Origin of the sequence: Microbacterium sp. BF1 (assembly GCF_019279095.1) — a bacterium.
GTDB lineage: Bacteria > Actinomycetota > Actinomycetes > Actinomycetales > Microbacteriaceae > Microbacterium > Microbacterium maritypicum.
In genome coordinates, this window is record NZ_JAGYWT010000646.1 from 1 (window position 1) to 1,163 (window position 1,163).

Sequence of the window (1,163 nt, forward strand, 5' to 3'; positions counted from 1 at the left end):
GAGCCCGGAGTGACGATCGAGCAGATCGCGAAAGACTTCGGGGTCCACCCGATGACGTTGCAGAAGTGGCTGCGTCGCGCCGACGTCGACGAGGGTGCCAAGCCCGGCCAATCCCGTGTCGAAGGGGCTGAGCTGCGGGAGGCGCGGAAACGGATCCGGCTGCTGGAGCAGGAGAACGAGGTGTTGCGTCGAGCGGCGGCGTATCTGTCGCAGGCGAACCTCCCGGGAAAAGGTTCTACCCGCTCGTGACGGAGCTCGCCGCCGCAGGGATTCCTGTGACGGTGACGTGTCGGGTGCTCAAGCTCTCCCGCCAGCCCTATTACCGGTGGCTGGCGGATCCCATCACCTCCAGCGAGGTGGTGGAGGCGTATCGCGCGAACGCGCTCTTCGACGCGCACCGCGACGACCCCGAGTTCGGGCACCGGCTCCTCGCCGACGAGGCCCGTGATGCGGGCGAATCCATGTCGGATCGGACGGCGTGGCGGATCGCGTCCACGAATGGGTGGTGGAGCGCGTTCGGGAAGAAGCGCGGCAAGGGCCGGCGCCCCGGCCCACCCGTCCACGACGACCTCTGCGCCGTCATCGACGAGGACGGCAGAACGCGTCACGTGTTCGCCGCCGACGCGCCGAACGAGCTCTGGCTCGTGGACATCACGGAGCACAAAACGAGTGAAGGCAAGCTCTACCTCTGCGCGATCAAGGACGTGTATTCGGGCCGGATCGTCGGGTACTCGATCGACTCGAGAATGAAGTCCCGCTTGGCCGTCCAGGCGCTCGAGAACGCCGCCCAGATGCGCGGTGATGTCGCCGGCTGCATCGTCCACTCGGACCGAGGATCTCAATTTCGGAGCAGGAAGTTCCTGCGCGCCCTGGCCTGCCACCGCATGGTCGGATCGATGGGCAGAGTCGGCTCCAGCGGCGACAACGCCGCCATGGAATCGTTCTTCGCCCTGCTGCAGAAGAACGTCCTCGACCGCCGCTCGTGGACCACCCGGGAACAGCTCCGGATTGCGATCGTCACCTGGATCGAGCGGACCTACCACCGCCGGAGGCGCCAACTCCGCCTGGGCCGTTTGACGCCCATCGAGTTCGAGACCATCATGAACACGACCGCCGCACTGGCGGCGTGACTACAACCTGTCACCTATTCGTGCAGCAGTCCC

Annotated in this window: 1 protein-coding gene; it reads left to right on the plus strand. The window is 66.3% G+C overall.

All coding sequences use genetic code 11. The features are described from left to right. Nucleotides 1-9 precede the first annotated feature (9 nt). Nucleotides 10-1,130 (plus strand): IS3 family transposase gene (locus KZA10_RS15695; protein WP_308289692.1). Its coding sequence is split into 2 segments (ribosomal slippage): nucleotides 10-225 and nucleotides 228-1,130, totalling 1,119 coding nucleotides; the frame shifts between segments, so codons are not numbered across the junction. Nucleotides 1,131-1,163 lie beyond the last annotated feature (33 nt).